The organism is Ruegeria sp. O11 (assembly GCF_056535285.1).
The window spans coordinates 344,788-360,235 of sequence record NZ_JBQERS010000001.1; the positions used below are offsets into that span (position 1 = coordinate 344,788).

The following is a 15,448-nucleotide window of genomic DNA, read 5'->3' on the forward strand; positions in this document are numbered from 1 at the left end:
CTCCGGCTCAGTTTTCGGGTGCCGTGGCGTGTCGTAAAAAGGTGACCAGATCAATGCGGTCTTGCGATCCGCTAATCCGCTGCATTGGCATCTTTGATCCCGGAATGTAATGATCCGGGCCCTTGTCGAAAAGAGCGTTTATTGTCTCTTCATCCCAAATGATATCAGAAGTTTGCAGTGTATCTGAATAATGATAGTCCGGTACTGTCCCTGCTTTGCGTCCAAACACCCCATACAGGGTTGGACCCGCGCGCCGCTGGTCATCCGGTGAAAGGCTATGACAGATTGAGCATTTGCGGGCAAATTGGCGTTCCCCATTTCCCATATCGTTCGGGTTCTTCAGGAAACTGGGTTCGGCCGCCGCCATCTGCTCGCGGTCTTCCGAGGCCGCGATCGGCCAGCTATACATCGCTTCGTCAATTCCGCCAGCATGAATATTTTGCCCATCGTTCGAAAAAGCCAGAGCCCAGACAGGCCCGCGTAGCGTAGCCCTGAAATCTTGCGAGATACGCCAGTTCAGGGTGTCGATGACCATGATAAAACCTTCACCATCACCGACAGCGAGAAGGCTTCGATCAGGGCTGAGGGCAAGCGCCAGTATCGGCCTTCGGTCCAGGGTGAAATCGCGTTCCTCGCCGGTTGCCAGGTCAAGGATGCGGGTGACGCCATCGACGGCACCGTATGCGATCCAGTTGTCGATAGAATTCAAGACCAACCTGTTCACGCCGAACCCGTGCTCGATAAGGCGATCCACCTCCTGACCGCTCGCGACATCCCAGAGGCGGACTGAACCATCGACACCCGCCGAATAAAGCTGTGACCCATCAGCAGTGAATTCCACGGCGTTTACCCCGCTGCCCGTTGGCCCGAGCAACATAGGTTCTGACCCATCGACCGGCCAAAGCCCGATCATTCCGTCCCAGCTTGCCGTAGCGACATGAGTTTTTGATGCAGCGAGCCCGACGATCTTTCCTTTGTGTTGTCCAACGATTTCGCCTCCGGGCCAACGGCGTAGCGTGAAATCATCACCAGCTGAATAGATTGCGGTGCCGTTGAACACGACAGTGTTGACGGCAGCTTCATGGCCTTCCAGCCATTCCGGGGTCTGTCCGGTCCACAGGCCAACCGAATTGTCGAAACTCGCCGTTGCGATGCGCCCGTCTTGTGCGATTGCGATCCCCATGATCGGCCCGCCATGGCCTTTGAGCGTGAAGAACTCGGACCAAGCGGGCAGGGGGATCAAGCCAAGCGTCAGAACCAGCCAGCGCATTTATTCAGCGGGTGAGGCCGCCGCCTTGCTGGCCTCTTTTTCCTGTACCTCTTCCAGCCACAGCGAGTGATGCTCGCGCGCCCACTGCTCTTCGACTTCACCAGTGCCCATGGCGTCAAAAGCACCTTCCATGCCGACTGAGCCGAGGTAGATATGAGCTATGATGATTGCAATGAACACATAGGCCACCATGACGTGCCAAACCTGGGCATATTGCATCTCTTCCTGTGGCGACATCTGCACGGGCAGGTTCAGGCCCAGCATCTGCGGAATGCCGGTTGCGTTGGCGATTTGGAATGTTTTTGCGAACATCGGCAGCTCAAACGGGAACAACAACGAAAGGCCCGACAAGCTGATCGAGGCGCCGAGTAGTATACAGGCCCAAAAAATCACCTTTTGACCTGCGTTGAACTTCTTCGCGGGCGGGTGGCTGTTCTTGGTGAACAAACCACCTCCGGCTGCGAGCCACTTCAGGTCTGTCTTGTTGGGTATGTTATGTGAAATCCAGTTCAAGGTGACGATGATCAAACCAAGCATGAAGGCCCAGGCGAGATTGTTATGTAGCCATTTACCCCCCTGCGCGATGGTTGCGAACCCTTCCTTGCCGAAAATCGGGATCAGGAAGTCACGACCATAAAGCGCCAGCAGGCCGGTGATGCCAAGGATCAGGAATGAACCGGCAAATAACCAATGTCCGAACCGTTCGAAACTATTGAACCGCAGGACCTTGCGCCCGGTCTTTTCGCCATCAATGCGGATTTTTCCGCGGATCAGGAAGAACAGAACGATGACCGCAATCATTCCCGCGATGATGTATGTACCGTATTCGCGCAGTGGCCCGGTACGGAAACTCAGCCACCACATACCGCCATCTTGAATCAAAACGCTGTCTGCTGGTCCATGGGATGAAACGGTGACATCTGCCGATCCATAGCGCAGCGCGCGATAGACATCGCTGTCTGAGGCGACGCCGCGTGTGCCGATTTGCCCGAGCAGGCCTTCCACATTGCCCTGTCCGGTATTTTCCGACCGATAGCTGTTGTCGACCTTCTCGCCGCGCTGTCGGGCCAGAATGTCCTCAAGCGTTGTCGCTCCGCCAGTCGAAGCGCGTTCATTCGTGGTTGCGGGTGCCTCAGCATCGTTGGTTTGGGCAACGGAAGCGTGGACCAGCCCGATGGTGAACAGCAATGCGAAGAGTAAGCGGAACATCTGAACCTCGGTCAAAATCCCTGATCAGGCGACCCACGGATGCGGGTCGCCTGTTTGGTTCATGAAAGCGGAGTTATCCGTCTTTCTGGTCGTAGGCTGTACCCCAACCCCAAGCGCCCGAGCCGAAGCCGCGCGCCACTACGCGTTCGCGGTAAACGGCAGACACTACGTCGCCGTCACCGGCAAGCAGGGCTTTGGTGGAACACATCTCGGCGCAGATCGGCAGTTTGCCTTCGGCGATCCGGTTGCGACCGTATTTGGCGAACTCCGCGGTCGAGTGCGTTTCCTCGGGGCCGCCAGCACAGAAGGTACATTTGTCCATCTTGCCGCGCGATCCGAAGTTGCCCGCCTGCGGATATTGCGGCGCGCCGAAGGGGCACGCGTAGAAGCAATAGCCGCAGCCAATGCACAGGTCTTTGGAGTGCAGGACGACCCCTTCTTCGTTCTGATAGAAGCAGTCGACCGGGCACACCGCCATGCAAGGCGCATCCGAACAATGCATACAGGCCACCGAGATCGAGCGTTCGCCCGGGTTACCATCATTGATCGTTACCACCCTGCGGCGGTTGATACCCCATGGCACTTCGTGCTCGTTCTTACACGCGGTTACGCAGGCGTTGCACTCGATGCAGCGTTCAGCGTCGCAGAGAAACTTTGCTCTAGCCATTATCGTCCTCCTTACGCTGCCCAGATTTTGCAGAGAGTACACTTGGTCTCTTGCATCTGGGTCACTGAATCATAGCCATAGGTCTGGGCGGTGTTGGTACTTTCACCCAGCACATAGGGGTCTGCACCGGCGGGATATTTGTGCCGCTGGTCTTCGCCCTGGAAATGGCCGCCAAAGTGGAATGGCATGAAGGCGACACCGGCACCAACCCTGTTGGTCAGCATCGCCATCACCTTGACCTTGCCACCCTCAGGACCTTCGACCCAGACCTGTGATCCGTCCCGAATACCAAGGTTGTTGGCATCGCGCGGATTGATCTCGACGAACATGTCCTGCTGAAGCTCGGCCAGCCACGGGTTCGACCGCGTCTCATCACCGCCGCCTTCATATTCGACCAGACGACCTGACGTTAGGATTATCGGGTAATCCTTTGAAAAGTCATTCTTTTGGATCGAAGCATAAAGGGTGGGCAGGCGATAGGCTTGACGGTCCTCGTAGGTCGGATAATCCGCCACCAGATCGCGACGCGGCGTGTAAAGCGGCTCGCGATGCAGTGGGATCGGATCCGGGAAGGTCCAGACAACCGCGCGGGCTTTGGCGTTCCCGAAGGGCGCACAGCCATGGGCGATTGCAACCCGCTGGATACCGCCGCTAAGGTCGGTCTTCCAGTTGGTTTTCTCGCCCGCAACAGCGTCAATGGCCGCGCGTTCTTCTGCGGTTAGATCGCCGTCCCAGCCAAGATCCATCAGCATCTGCATCGTAAATTCGGGATAGCCATCCTGAATTTCCGATCCAACGCTATAGACCCCTTCGGCCAGCAGGTTGTCGCCGTCACGTTCCACGCCGAATCTGGCGCGGAAGGTCAGGCCGCCTTCGGCTACCGGTTTGGACATGTCATAGAGGTTTGGTGTCCCTGTATGACCCATCTCAGCGGTACCCCAGCAGGGCCACGGTAGACCGTAATACTCGCCGTCGTTTGGTCCACCAATGGCTTGCAGCGTGGTCCTGTCGAAGGTGTGCTGGTTGGCCATATGGCTTTTCAGACGTTCCGGCGACTGACCGGTATAGCCGATGGTCCAGAGGCCCGAGTTGAACTCACGCGTGATGCTTTCAACATTCGGGGTTTCGGGATCTTCCATCTCGATATTGCGGAAGAACCGGTCTGCCCAGCCAAACTTGTTGGCGAACTTGGCCATGATGACCTCGTCCGGCAGGCTTTCGAACAACGGATCAACCACCTTGTCGCGCCACTGCAACGACCGGTTCGATGCCGTGACCGAGCCACGGGTTTCGAACTGCGTACAGGCCGGCAGCAGGTAAACGCCATCGGTACGGTCATGCAACACGGCGGAAACTGTCGGATATGGGTCGATCACGACCAGCATGTCCAGCTTCTCCATCGCCGTCTTCATTTCCGTCATCCGGGTCTGTGAATTGGGCGCGTGGCCCCACAGAACCATGGCGCGGACATTGTTGTCCTGGTCCATGTTGGCCGGGTCTTCCAGAACGCCGTCGATCCAACGAGAGACCGGGATGCCGCGCTCATTCTGAAGCGGTTTATCCTTGCCTTCCTTGTCCTTGATCGTGGCGAATTGGCCTGCGAGCCATTCGGGCTCTTCACCCCAAACGCGCGCCCAGTGACCCCATGCGCCTTTCGACAGACCATAGTAGCCGGGCAGGGTGTGGGACAGAACACCAAGGTCCGTCGCGCCTTGCACGTTGTCATGGCCACGGAAGATGTTGGTGCCACCACCCGTGGTGCCCATGTTTCCAAGTGCCAGCTGAAGCACACAGTAGGCGCGGGTGTTGTTGTTGCCGTTGGTATGCTGAGTACCACCCATGCACCAGACGACTGTACCTGGACGGTTGTTCGCCATTGTGCGGGCAACGCGCTTCAATTGCGATCCTGGAGTTCCAGTAACGCGTTCCACCTCATCCGGGTTCCAATTAGCAACCTCTTCACGAATTTGGTCGATGCCCCAGACACGGGTACGGATGAACTCTTTGTCTTCCCATCCGTTGTCGAAGATGTGCCAAAGGATACCCCAGATCAGCGCCACGTCTGTACCGGGGCGGAAGCGGACATACTCATCCGCATGCGCTGCCGTGCGTGTAAAGCGCGGATCGCAGACGATCAGCGGGGCGTTATTCTGCTCTTTTGCGCGCAGAATATGCAGCAGTGAGACAGGGTGTGCCTCGGCCGGGTTGCCGCCGATGATGAAGATCGCCTTGCTGTTGTGCATGTCATTGTACGAATTGGTCATGGCGCCATAGCCCCATGTATTCGCGACACCCGCAACAGTGGTTGAGTGGCAGATACGGGCCTGGTGATCCACGTTGTTCGTGCCCCAGTAGGCAGCGAACTTGCGGAACAGATAGGCCTGTTCGTTGTTATGCTTCGCAGAACCCAGCCAATACACGCTGTCTGGCCCGGATTCCTCGCGGATGCTCATCATGCCGTCGCCGATCTCGTTGATCGCCTCTTCCCAGCTGATGCGCTTCCACTCGCCGCCTTCCTTTTTCATCGGATACTTGAGGCGGCGCTCGCCATGGGCGTGCTCGCGGACCGAGGCCCCCTTGGCGCAGTGTGCGCCCAGATTGAACGGGCTGTCCCAGCCGGGTTCCTGCCCGATCCAGACACCGTTCTGTACCTCGGCTACGACCGTGCAGCCGACCGAGCAGTGAGTGCATACGGATTTGATATTCTCAACGGCGGTGTTTGCCGCTGTCTGGGCGCTGGCAGGCGTCACGGTTCCACCCGTGGCGCCGATCGCGGCAAGGCCGCCGATCGTCAGGCCCGAGCCACGCAGGAATGCGCGGCGATCGACGGTTTTCTCGCCGACCTGGGACAGGATACTTGTCCGCTGGGGGCGTCTCGCAACCCCGTTGGTCTTTTTCCTAAGCATTTCTTTCCTCCCTTGCGCGCCGTGTAAGCCACGGCTGGCTTGGTACTGCTGATCCTGACGTCAGGGCCAATCGCAACCGTCTGTCAGGTATGAAAACGTCCAGTCCTAGAACCGGGTGCTTTCGATGTATGCGCGCGTATGCGCGGTATCCTGCATCCGGGTTTCGTCCGTCGGCAGCTCGGCTGCTTCGGCCTGTCCGGTCAGGCTGGCTGCGGCAACAGCAGCAGGGGCTGCGGTTCCGGCCAGTTTCAGGAAGTCGCGGCGGGTTGCGCCTTCTTCCTTTGTCTTGCTCATGGGCTCCTCCTGTCCCAATTGCGGTTTGGCGCTGCAAAGCACCGGCGATTGGCGGATTAATCCGCCGTCATTCGGAAGGCTTCGCGCTCGATCTCCATGAACACCCGACCGGCGGTGCCGACCGAGGCATAGAGAACCGAGTTCTCAGCGCCTTCCAAATCTGAATAGAAATGTGCAGCCCATGGGCCGATGTGTTTACTCCAGAACGCCTTCTGGTCTTCCAGCGAGGCAGGCGCGCCGAAACGCCCGACGACCATGCCCGCCATCATCTCCATCAGAGAGGCAATGTTGTCTTCGGGTTCGTAAACATTTTGCGCCCGAGTGATTCCGCGCGCGGCCATGTCATTCCGAAGCTGGGCCAGCGGTTTTTCGTTCAGAAAACCGGTCAGATAGAAGCTGGCATAAGGCAACAATTCACCACGCCCCAATCCGATGAAAAGCGCATTGAACTCACGCTCGGCAGCGGCGGGCTTAGTGACCTTTGCCACGCGCGCCATCGCCTCTATGGCCTGACCCAGATCAGAGGCGTCACCGCTTAGCCCTGCCATCTGGTCCAGTAGCAACTGATCGGGCGGACCGGCCAGAAGCAAACCCAGAAAATTGTAGAAATCCGCGCGCAGACGATCCTCGGCCGAGATATCAATGGTTTGCGCGTTGTCTGCGGTCATAGAGTTATCCTTCGAATTCAAATTTCATGCGGCGCGGAGCAGGGGGGGCTTCAAGCTCCTCTGGTTCTTCCACATCAGCCACCATCATGGGTTCCGGCGCAGGTTCTTCGGCCTTGGCCGCTTCTTCACGCGCCTCGATCACATCAAGCGTATCTGTCTCTGGATCGCATTCTTGCTCTTCAACCTCGGCAGCGAGCGCTTCGACATGAGCCAACATGCCCTTGCCTACCTGATACGCGGTCTGAAGGTTCTCAATCACGCAGGCTGCGTCGGTGTAGTCCTCGCCGTAGTCGACCAGCCCGTCGACATTGGCCAGAACAGGGTTCAGCCGCCATAGGCGCCGCAAAGCGCGGCGGCGCAGGCGGTCAGGCACGGCTTTGGCCATGAAGCCCGAGACATCATCACCTGCTTGCAGCGTATCGGGATCGGGCAGATCAAACTCGGACAGAATTTCGGCGTCGCTTTTTTCTTCCAGCTCAGCTTGCCGCGTCGTGATGATCTGTTCCTCTGCGGCGAAAGCTTCTGCTTCGGTCTCGGCCTGAACGGCGGCCTTGCGGCGGGACCAGAAATCGCGCGCTTGGGTCATTGCAGCACCCGACGCGGTGCGCGGTAGACATCTGTGTCCTGACGGATGCGAGCGTCGCCTTTTCCGTCCTCAACCAAATCTATGCGCTTCTTATCCCGACGGCGCTTTACGAACACTTCGTCCCGATGATGCTGCAGCGTGAAATCGCGCACCCAAGCGATTAGACCTTCTGTCATCGGGATCTTCTCGACAATCTCCTCGCCGGTATCAGCGTAGTCCTGACCTTCAAACGGAGAGGCCGTGATCAGCACTGCATTCAAGGGAGTTTCACCTTTCAACTCATCCCGAAGCACCAGGTAAAGCGACGGCTGTCCGTCCGACAGGTTCACCATATAGGCCTCTGTCTCGTCAGCCCAGAGTGATAGAGGCAGTGTGGCAGCGTGATATTCGACGGTTTCACCTTCGCGGCGCAGCTCTTGCCAAGCCGCAGGTCCGGCGCCAGGCAACAAAGCGACTGCGCGCCAGCTCCAGCGGGCCCAACGAGTGACCCCGGGTGTTTTGCGCACGATGACGCCAACCGGCATTTCAATCTGGCTTGCGGCCTTGGCCACTGGCTCCTCCCCGGAAGGCTCTCCCCTGCCTTCCCTATGATGTACTATGGTACATAAATCGGCGCTGTGCCAAGTCCACTTGCATTGATCAGGTCGTTTTCTTCGATAATTTATTCGTTATTGACCTCAGCGGTTCGTGTATCGCTTGGGGGTCGATAAAAAATAGTGCACAAATCTACCATTCTGCCCAGTATCGCATTGCCACGGTGCGGATTGGGTCTAGTGTGAATTGGGGCGCGAACAGTCCGGGAGAAGATATGACCAGCAAGCTTTTGTTGTGTGATTGCGAGGGGACGCAATCAATTGACGCAGATCGCATATCTTCTGCCTGTGAACTGAGCTGTTCAAAGGTCCATACTGCGCTTTGTACCCGAGAACTTGGCGTGGTGGCTGAAATGCTTCAGACTGACGATCAGGTGGTGATTGCCTGCGGGCAAGAGACTGTCGTGTTTTCTGACCTTGCAGATGATCTGGGTGTGGATCAGCCGGGATGCGTTGACCTCAGAGACCGTGCTGGCTGGTCGGAGCAGGGCCAAAATGCAGCGCCTAAAATGGCAGCGTTGGCAGCTGAAGCGATGTTGCCGCAGCCGATCACTTCTGCAGTTGATGTTATCAGCGAAGGCACTTGTTGTATCATCGGGTCGGGCGAGATCGCTTATGATCTGGCTGAACAATTATCGGACAGCTTGGCCGTAACGGTTTTGGTCACAGATGAGGTTCAACCGCTGAGCCGTGCTTTTGATGTTATTCGTGCCAAGGTGCGGAACCTGTCGGGCGCACTGGGTGGGTTCACGTGGCATCTGGATCAAGTGCAACAGTTAGAACCCGGCGGGCGCGGTGACTTCGCGTGGAGCGCGCCGAGGGATCGGGCCACATCGCGCTGTGATATTGTCGTTGATCTGACTGGAGGTACGGCTTTGGTTGCGGCCCCGGATAAGCGCGAAGGCTACCTGCGCGCCGATCCTCGTGATGCGGTGGCAGTTGCGCGCCTGGCCTTCGATGCGCTGCAACTGGTCGGTACCTTTGAAAAGCCTCTTTACGTGCGACTGGATGAAGCGCTTTGTGCCCATTCACGCGCAGGACAGACCGGGTGTTCGAACTGTTTGGACATATGTCCGACCGGTGCCATCACATCAGCGACAGATCATGTGGCAATCGACCCCATGATTTGCGCCGGGTGTGGTGAGTGCTCTGCCTTATGCCCGTCTACAGCCATTACTTACGAGGATCCGCCGGTATCTGCCATTCTCTCTAGGATGCACATACTAGCGCGAACTTTTCGTCGGGCAGGGGGTACAGCGCCGCGTTTGCTGGTGCATGATGCCCACGGGGCGCAGATGATCCGAATGGTTGCCCGGTTTGGCCGAGGTCTTCCAGCGGATGTCATTCCACTAGAATTGCACGTGGTTTCAGGGTTTGGTCATGCCGAGATGCTGGCCGGGTTGGCACACGGCTTCGCCCGCGTCGACGTCCTGTTGGGGCCCAAAGTCGAACGGGACGCTCTGGATCGGGAACTGGTCTTGGCGCAGGCCATCGCGGGGCAGAGTGCCCTGAGCCTGATTGACGAGGTTGACCCGGATGCGTTTGCTGATCTGCTTTATGCGCAAGAGGTGCCGCTACCATTGACCGATCCGGTTCTTCCATTGGGGAACCGGCGACAAATCACCCGACTGGCGGCACAAGCGCTGAATGCCAAGACCGAATCACCGTTGGCCTTGCCCGATGGCGCGCCATATGGCGCCGTCGTAGTAAACACTGACACCTGCACCTTGTGCCTCAGTTGTGTATCATTGTGCCCCTCAGGTGCGCTGATCGACAATCCAGACAAGCCGCAGTTGAACTTTCAGCAGGATGCCTGCCTGCAATGCGGTATCTGTCGCACGATCTGTCCTGAGCACGCCATTGATCTGGTGCCGCAGCTTGACCTAAGCGACAAGGCCCTGTCGCAGCAGGTTCTTAATGAGGAAGAGCCGTTCGAATGTATCGAATGTGGTGCGGCCTTTGGTGTCAGGTCGACGGTCGAGCGCATAATGGACAAACTGTCCGGAACACATTCGATGTTTGCAACTTCGGATCAGGCAAGGCTGATCCAGATGTGTGATGATTGCAGGGTAAATGCTCAGTTCCACAGCACCGACAATCCGTTCCAGTCATCTCCCAGACCCCGTGTCGTGACGACGGATGACTATTTTTCAAAGCGTAAGGATCACTGAAGTTGCAGCGGTGCGCCCAGATCGGCGGCGCTGATGGCGGCGACAAAGGCCAAAATGGCTTCGAGATCATCCAGACTTATTTCCACCGGATGGATCGGGGATGGACGCTCGGGCGGGAAGGGCTCGGTTACGCCTTCAATCTGGGTGAAGGCGGGATGCGGGTTCAGGGCAAAAAAGGCCTGAAACCGCTCGGACCAATCAGGCATCGCGCGCAGGACGGCGAAAGACGGCGTAGAACCCAATCCGTTCATGCGGTTTTGCGGCCCGATCACATGGCACCGACCACAGTGAGTAAACGACAAATCCTGACCCAATGCAGCATCTCCGTCGATTTTAGCGTCTTCGACAACATCTGCGATTTCGAAGTTCGCGCTAAAAGGCCCACCTTCAGCGGGAACAAAGCTTTCGACGGTACGTTTGCCAATGTCGGACAACAGCCAGTCTCGGAACTTGATTTCCTTTGCGCTGGCATTAATGCGCAGATGATAGACTGTTTCGTCACGGGCAAAAACCGGATCGCCAGGAGGTGCCGGAGCAAGAGCCATTACACCATCATTGTCTGCGAGAACGCGGACCCCGGTCTTGAGAGAGAAGCGCGGAAGGATATGTTGCAGAAGACCCGAGTTTGAAATCTCATCTGGCGCTGCGAGTCCAATTGCCTCTTGTGACCAAGAGGGGGTGGCGGTGAGCGTCAGGCTCAGGCACAACAGGACAAAGCGCATGGCCAAACTTAGCGGTGTCAGGCCAATTGCGTCAAATGAACGAAAAGAGACGGAGTATCATGCAATGAGCGGCGACCGCAATCAGTCGACACGCAAGGCCCTAATCGAAGGGTGGATAACGGAGGTGGTCGCATGAGCATCCGTGACGCCGTACTGGCGAATCTAAAGAAGATCACTGATCCTGTTTCCGGGCAGGATATTGTCAGCGCAGGTATTGTGCGCGCACTGAATGTCGAGGGGGATACGGTGCGCTTTGTACTTGAGATCGATCCCAAACAGGCCGAGAAAATGGAGCCCGTGCGCGCCACAGCCGAGAAAGCGGCGCAGATGGTGGACGGCGTGTCCAACGTCTCGGCCATGATGACCGCGCATTCGGACAAGGCCCCACCCGATTTGAAGCCCAAGCCTAAGCCTTCGCAAACCGGACCGCAGGCGGTTCCGGGTGTGGACCGGATCATCGCGGTGGCGTCTGGTAAAGGGGGCGTCGGCAAGTCCACCGTGTCGGCCAACCTTGCCTGCGCGCTAGCCGCAGAAGGACGTCGCGTGGGACTTTTGGATGCAGATGTCTACGGGCCGTCGCAGCCCCGGATGCTGGGGGTTTCGGGTCGTCCGGCCAGCCCTGATGGCAAGACGATTCTGCCTTTGCGCAATCACGGTGTTACCATGATGTCGATGGGGCTGATGACCAACGAAGGACAAGCGGTTGTCTGGCGTGGCCCGATGCTGATGGGCGCATTGCAGCAGATGATGGGGCAGGTGCAATGGGGCTCGCTGGATGTGCTGATCGTTGATCTGCCTCCTGGCACGGGTGATGTGCAACTTACGTTGAGCCAGAAGTTTAAGGTGGATGGCGCCATCGTTGTTTCAACCCCACAAGACGTGGCTTTGATCGATGCTCGTAAGGGGATCGACATGTTTAATCAGCTCAAAACACCCATCGTTGGGATGATTGAAAATATGTCGACTCATATCTGTTCGAATTGTGGACACGAAGAGCACGTATTCGGTCATGGCGGTGTGGCGTCAGAAGCCGAGGCATTGGGAGTGCCACTGCTGGGTGAGATACCATTGCATCTGGATATCCGCGAGGCAGCAGACGGGGGGGCGCCGATCGTAGTCAGCAAACCCGACAGCCCACAAGCAGAAGCCTTCCGCAAGATCGCTCGCGACATGGTTGCCAAGGGGAATGCATGAGCCACCCGGTCTTTCCCCCATTGCTCAGCGGGCATCCTGCCAAGGCCGGAGAGGATCCGTTCGAAAAGGCTCAGGCCATGGCGGCGCTAGGCTGTGATGGGGGAACCGTGGTCTATAGTATTCAGGCGGATCGTCTGCGCGTTGCCATCGTCTTTGCCCCCGAGGTGCCGCTGCAGGATGCAATAGCAATGTTGCCGCTATGTGCCGTCGGTTTCCAGAACGCCCTGGGCGCACTGGCTCCTCCAGAAGTTGCTGTGCATCTAGGCTGGGACGGCGTAATCTGCGTGAATGGCGCAACATGCGGGACGATGAAGGTTGCAGCCTCGTCTGCCGAGGCAGGCGAGATTCCTAATTGGCTTGTCGTCGGTTGGGAGCTTGCATTGCTGTCGACCAGCGACGCCCCCGGGGAAACGCCGGATGTAACTGCGCTTTATGATGAAGGTTGTGCTGACGTGTCGGCGACGCAACTGGTCGAAAGCTGGTCGCGCCACATGCTGACATGGCTCAACCGCTGGCAAGAAGAGGGCAACGCGCCGCTCCATGCCGAATGGATGGGGCTACTGCGAGGGGTTGGAGAACCCATCGCGGATTCCGGTGTATTTCTCGGCACCGACGAACGGTTTGGCATGCTGATCCGCGAGGGCGCAGACACCCAAATACGCCCGCTGACAGAACTGTTGGAGACCGTCTGATGAATCTCGCCCGCGCAATCCATTTTGATGAAAGCGACATGAACGTGTTCCATTCACCTGCACGAACCGGTGAGTGGTGCATCCCGGGTGGATTCGAGTTTTCGAATTGGGGAGAGGCCGACTTGGAAGGCAAGGCACGTCAGGCCTTTGCCAATGGTTGGCTGGGGCTTGAGACGTTTGGGCGCGTGACATTCGTTGCGGTTACGCAAATTGAGCAGGCCGAAATTGACCAACTGACACAGAATCTGGCTGAGCATTTTGTGCAGTTATACGGTGCACCATCGGTCGAGGCGGCGATGGATGTCGCGCAGACCGAAATTGCGCACATGACCGAGATGTGCGAGGATCATGCCCCGAACACGTTGCTGACTGTGGCCCGGGAATTGACAGGGGCAGGGGTGCACGAGGCGTTTCGCGTGATCACGCCGCAAGAAACGCAGCTTGAAGCATTGGCCGTCCACGGATCGCTGGACGACTAGATCAAATCTGCGAAACCACCAAACTGGCCGCGTTTAAAGATCAATCCTTGACCGGGGCGGTGCATAACTTTCTCGACATGGCCAACAAGAATCAGGTGATCACCTGCCGCGTGACGCGCCGACAAGCGACAGTCGAAGCGGGCCAGACATTCAGCAAGACGGGGACGCCCGGCATCATCTTCCTGCCAGTCGGCATGAGAAAAATCGAACCCGTTACGCGCAAATTGCAGCGCCTGATCGTGCTGGTCCTGCGCCATCACATGGATCGCGTAATGTTCGCAGGTGCTGAAGGCGTCATACCGGTTCGAGTTCCGGTCGAGACACCATAAAACCAAAGGTGGGTCCAGAGATACGGATGCGAACGAGTTCACCGTGATCGCGGCGGGTCCTTCGGCGGTGCTGGTAGTGACTACGGTGACTCCGGTGCCGAAACAGCCCAACGCCTCGCGAAAGGCAAGATTGTCCTCAGGGCCAGGAATGAATGTTTTTTCCGTCATCACGCGCTCGTTCAAGGGGCCTGTCTCAGGTGCCATGTGGCGCAGGGATTGTCCACGAAAAGCTGCGGTGAATTGAGGATTTTCCGGCTAGTTCAGATCCTCCAGCAACCGCCCGTGTTTACGGGTTTCCGCGATGACGTCGCCAAAGGTTGTCATGCCGCGTGCCTTAAGCATTGGCAACATTCGGACCAGAGCCTCGGCAGTGGCAACCGCATCGCCCAGAGCAGTATGGCGTAGGGTTTCAGGTATGGTTACACCCAGCCGATCACAAACCGCATCCAGTGTGTGGGTTTCGCTTGCTCCGAAAAGAACAGCCGACAGCAAAACAGTGTCAAGAATGGGGTGGGACCAGTCTACCTCCATACGGTCGGCATGACGGCGTAGGAAAGCCATGTCGAATGGTGCGTTATGGGCGACAATCACAGCGTCACGGGCGAATTGGTGAAAGCTTTGCCCGGCCCCGGCGATGTCGGGCGCACCCTGCACCATCCTGTCGTTAACCTTATGGACTTTGGTCGAGGCTGGCGGGATCGGTATACCCGGATCGACAAGTGTGTCGAACTTCTCACCCTCGACAATCTTGCCCTTTACCACCCGCACGGCTCCAATCTGAACGATCTCGTCTTTATGAGGCAACAAGCCGGTCGTTTCAGTGTCAAAGACCACGAAACACAGGTCCGACAGGCTGCGTTCCTCAAAGACGTCATCCCCGGGTGTGTCGAGCAGCTCGAAATCATAGACCAGAGGGCGGGCATCCTCGGGCGGAATGCGGGCAACGCTGCCTTCAAAGACCAGCATATAACCCGGAGCGTCACCCAGCGGTTTCATCCGCGCGGTATAGGTTTGCCGCCCATCAACGCTGGACAAAGTGCAATAGACATCCATGCCGGTCTTGCACATCTCTTTGTAGGCATCGGTGAGGCCAGTGCTTTCAAGATAGTCAAACAAAGATGCGTTCAGGCGGGGGTGGGCGATCTGGGCCAGTACCCCGGCGGCCTGCGCATCATACAGAACGATCTGATGCTTGGGGCTTGCCAGAAGCATGGCGACGGGTATCTCGGTCAGCAGGGCGGTGAGGCGTTTTTTCTCAGCCGCCAGATGGGCGGTTTCCGCTGCGACGGCCTGGGCGGTGGTCATGGCGTTTTCGGCCAGCTGTTCTGCTAGCCCCGCGGCCGCTGGGGCAAGATCACCCAGATACCGCGCAGCTTCCAAATCGAGATCTGTGCTGACCCCTGCATGGGCGCGGGCCCGAAGTTGCGCGGAAAGACGTTCGATCGGTTTAGCCACGTTATCATCGAACAACAGCCAGACACCTGCGACCAGTCCGAGCAAACCGAAGGCGATCAACGCATCCGCGAAGATAAATGCATTGATCAGTGCCGGGTCGGCCGCACGTTCATAGCTAATCCACAAGACCACTGTGCTAACAAGTATCCCGCCCAAGGCCAGCAGACAAAAAAACAGGAAGATGCGCAGGCGTAGGCTTAGCTTGTGCAACAT

15 protein-coding genes are annotated in these 15,448 nt (G+C 57.7%); 4 read left to right on the plus strand and 11 right to left on the minus strand.

The window, feature by feature from the left end:
- Positions 1–7 precede the first annotated feature (7 nt).
- The 8 genes from ACRZ91_RS01765 to ACRZ91_RS01800 all read right to left on the minus strand — a co-directional run bounded on the left by ACRZ91_RS01765 (position 8) and on the right by ACRZ91_RS01800 (position 8,151).
- Positions 8–1,270: a c-type cytochrome gene (locus tag ACRZ91_RS01765; RefSeq protein ID WP_480902128.1), complete on the minus strand. Its 1,263-nt coding sequence runs from the start codon at positions 1,268–1,270 to the stop codon at positions 8–10.
- Entirely contained in the window at positions 1,271–2,479 is a 1,209-nt protein-coding gene (locus ACRZ91_RS01770; protein ID WP_480902130.1) for a formate dehydrogenase subunit gamma, read from the minus strand.
- Positions 2,480–2,552: 73 nt separating this feature from the next.
- The gene (fdh3B, locus tag ACRZ91_RS01775) at positions 2,553–3,146 is read right to left on the minus strand and encodes a formate dehydrogenase FDH3 subunit beta (RefSeq protein WP_010439472.1); all 594 of its coding nucleotides are present in this window, start codon (positions 3,144–3,146) and stop codon (positions 2,553–2,555) included.
- An 11-nt stretch (positions 3,147–3,157) separates the two neighbouring features.
- Entirely contained in the window at positions 3,158–6,052 is a 2,895-nt protein-coding gene (locus ACRZ91_RS01780; protein ID WP_480902132.1) for a formate dehydrogenase subunit alpha, read from the minus strand.
- Positions 6,053–6,157: 105 nt separating this feature from the next.
- Positions 6,158–6,346: a ubiquinol-cytochrome c reductase iron-sulfur subunit N-terminal domain-containing protein gene (locus ACRZ91_RS01785; protein ID WP_170469532.1), complete on the minus strand. Its 189-nt coding sequence runs from the start codon at positions 6,344–6,346 to the stop codon at positions 6,158–6,160.
- 56 nt (positions 6,347–6,402) lie between these two features.
- Entirely contained in the window at positions 6,403–7,014 is a 612-nt protein-coding gene (locus ACRZ91_RS01790; RefSeq protein ID WP_480902135.1) for a TorD/DmsD family molecular chaperone, read from the minus strand.
- 4 nt (positions 7,015–7,018) lie between these two features.
- A complete protein-coding gene (locus ACRZ91_RS01795; RefSeq protein ID WP_480902137.1) occupies positions 7,019–7,600 on the minus strand; it encodes a DUF3306 domain-containing protein in 582 nt (193 codons plus the stop codon).
- Entirely contained in the window at positions 7,597–8,151 is a 555-nt protein-coding gene (locus tag ACRZ91_RS01800; protein WP_480902139.1) for a DUF3305 domain-containing protein, read from the minus strand. The genes ACRZ91_RS01795 and ACRZ91_RS01800 overlap by 4 nt, the downstream gene beginning before the upstream one ends.
- Before the next feature lie 257 nt (positions 8,152–8,408).
- Here ACRZ91_RS01800 and ACRZ91_RS01805 point away from each other — a divergent pair, with 257 nt between their 5' ends.
- Positions 8,409–10,364 (plus strand): 4Fe-4S binding protein, encoded by a 1,956-nt coding sequence (locus tag ACRZ91_RS01805; RefSeq protein ID WP_480902141.1) that lies wholly within the window; start codon positions 8,409–8,411, stop codon positions 10,362–10,364.
- On the opposite strand, the gene ACRZ91_RS01810 is transcribed toward ACRZ91_RS01805, so the two are convergent.
- Positions 10,358–11,086: a hypothetical protein gene (locus tag ACRZ91_RS01810; RefSeq protein ID WP_480902143.1), complete on the minus strand. Its 729-nt coding sequence runs from the start codon at positions 11,084–11,086 to the stop codon at positions 10,358–10,360. The two genes, ACRZ91_RS01805 and ACRZ91_RS01810, sit on opposite strands and share 7 nt — an antisense overlap.
- Before the next feature lie 132 nt (positions 11,087–11,218).
- Here ACRZ91_RS01810 and ACRZ91_RS01815 point away from each other — a divergent pair, with 132 nt between their 5' ends.
- From ACRZ91_RS01815 to ACRZ91_RS01825, 3 genes are read left to right on the plus strand one after another with little or no spacing between them, the layout of a single operon-like run.
- A complete protein-coding gene (locus ACRZ91_RS01815; protein WP_480902144.1) occupies positions 11,219–12,280 on the plus strand; it encodes an Mrp/NBP35 family ATP-binding protein in 1,062 nt (353 codons plus the stop codon).
- Positions 12,277–12,972 carry a DUF4444 domain-containing protein gene (locus ACRZ91_RS01820; protein WP_170469554.1) on the plus strand — a complete coding sequence of 232 codons (696 nt, stop codon included), beginning with the start codon at positions 12,277–12,279 and terminating at the stop codon, positions 12,970–12,972. Before ACRZ91_RS01815 ends, ACRZ91_RS01820 begins: the two co-directional genes overlap by 4 nt.
- Positions 12,972–13,451, plus strand: coding sequence for a DUF6505 family protein (locus ACRZ91_RS01825; protein WP_170770517.1), 480 nt, complete (start codon positions 12,972–12,974; stop codon positions 13,449–13,451). Before ACRZ91_RS01820 ends, ACRZ91_RS01825 begins: the two co-directional genes overlap by 1 nt.
- On the opposite strand, the gene ACRZ91_RS01830 is transcribed toward ACRZ91_RS01825, so the two are convergent.
- Positions 13,448–13,948, minus strand: coding sequence for a flavin reductase family protein (locus ACRZ91_RS01830; protein ID WP_170469560.1), 501 nt, complete (start codon positions 13,946–13,948; stop codon positions 13,448–13,450). The genes ACRZ91_RS01825 and ACRZ91_RS01830 overlap by 4 nt on opposite strands.
- An 87-nt stretch (positions 13,949–14,035) precedes the next feature.
- Positions 14,036–15,448 (minus strand): exonuclease domain-containing protein, encoded by a 1,413-nt coding sequence (locus tag ACRZ91_RS01835; protein WP_170469563.1) that lies wholly within the window; start codon positions 15,446–15,448, stop codon positions 14,036–14,038.